1 protein-coding gene is annotated in these 1,561 nt (G+C 52.7%); it reads left to right on the forward strand.

All coding sequences use genetic code 11. From position 1 onward, the window contains the following. The first annotated feature begins 121 nt into the window (after positions 1–121). Positions 122–1,534 (forward strand): IS5 family transposase, encoded by a 1,413-nt coding sequence (locus ACTNBU_RS12550; protein WP_441034435.1) that lies wholly within the window; start codon positions 122–124, stop codon positions 1,532–1,534. Positions 1,535–1,561: the final 27 nt, after the last annotated feature.

Genomic DNA, 1,561 nt, shown 5'->3' on the forward strand with positions numbered 1-1,561 from the left:
TAATGTCTGCTGAATAATTGAAAAATCCTTACAGTGCAAGCTGTTGAGGCTGATTTGTGATATGATAAGAGTATCAAAAAACGCAAGAATCAGGTAAAAACCTTGCACTTGGAGGGCTTCTATGTATCGTTACAGCAATGGGCAGATCAGCCTGGCAGATTTCAAGCAGCCGGTTGGCATGAATCTGAAGGAAAGCAACCGTTGGGTAAAGAAAGCCCAAACGATTCCCTGGGTGGAGATTGAGAAGCGGTACGCCGCTCTGTTTACCAACCGCAAAGGCAATGTAGCCAAGCCGCTGCGGCTGGCTCTGGGCGCCTGCATCATTCAGGCGGAGTATGGCTATTCTGACGAGGAGACAGCACTTCAGATTCAGGAGAACCCGTACCTGCAGTACTTCTGTGGGTATCCCGGCTATGATGACGAAAAACTGCCTTTTGATCCATCCCTGATGGTGTACTTCCGCAAGCGGTTGACGCCGGAAGTGCTGGGCGAAATCAATGAGATGATCGTGCGGGACGCAAAGGAGCGTCAGGCAAAAGAGACAGAATCCAAGGATGACAGTGATGACTCTGATGACCACCCAGGAGCCAGCGGAAACAGCGGCACTATGATCGTGGACGCCACCTGTGCACCGTCCAATATCCGTTATCCCCAGGATGTTTCTCTGCTCAATGAGGCCAGAGAGAACGCTGAGAAGATTCTGGATGGTCTCCATGATCCCGCGGACGGGAAGAAGCCCCGCACCTACCACAAGCGTGCCCGGAAAGATTACCTGAAATACACCAGATGCCGCAAGCATACCGTCAAGATGACCCGCAAAGCAATTGGGAAGCAGCTGGCTTATCTCCGGCGTGACCTCGATGCCATAGATGGCAAACTGTCCCTTGGAAAATCTTTGACTTCACGCCAGGCGGAACGTCTGGATACGATCCGTACCATCTATGGGCAGCAGAAGCACATGTACGATAACCGCACCCACAGCGTGCCTGACCGAATTGTCAGTGTGAGCCAGCCCTTCGTCCGTCCCATTGTGCGTGGAAAAGCCGGCAAACCGGTGGAGTTTGGCGCGAAGCTGGACATCAGTGTCGTGGATGGGTGGACACGGTTGGAATATTGCTCCTTTGATGCCTACAATGAAGCTGGGAATCTCCTGGAGATGACAGAACGGTTCCGGGAGCGGGAAGGGCATTATCCCAGCCGTATCCTGGCGGACAAGATCTACCGAAACCGCGAGAATCTCAGTTATTGCAAGGAGCACGGAATCCGGCTCTCCGGTCCGGCACTGGGTCGCCCCAAAAAGGGCGAAACCAGAGACAAGGCTCAAGATTACCGGGATGAATGCGAACGGGTAGAAGTAGAGCGCAAGTTCAGTCTGGCGAAGCGCAAATGCGGCATGGGGCTGGTCACCGCAAAACTGCGGGAAACCGCTGCCCATGTGATTGCCATATCCGTTCTGGTGCTGAATCTCCGCAAGATTCAGTGCGCCATTTTGCAACTACTTGCGTTTTTGCCGGCACTTCTCTCGCCTAAATAAAAATGGGCCATTATTCAGTAGTCATTA

This window comes from Dysosmobacter sp. HCP28S3_G4 (genome assembly GCF_052065175.1).
In the GTDB taxonomy this organism is placed as follows: Bacteria; Bacillota; Clostridia; order Oscillospirales; family Oscillospiraceae; genus Oscillibacter.

Bases quoted from the DNA above. Each gene is read 5' to 3' on its own strand.
- ACTNBU_RS12550 (WP_441034435.1), top strand. From the start codon at position 122: ATGTATCGTTACAGCAATGGGCAGATCAGCCTGGCAGATTTCAAGCAG.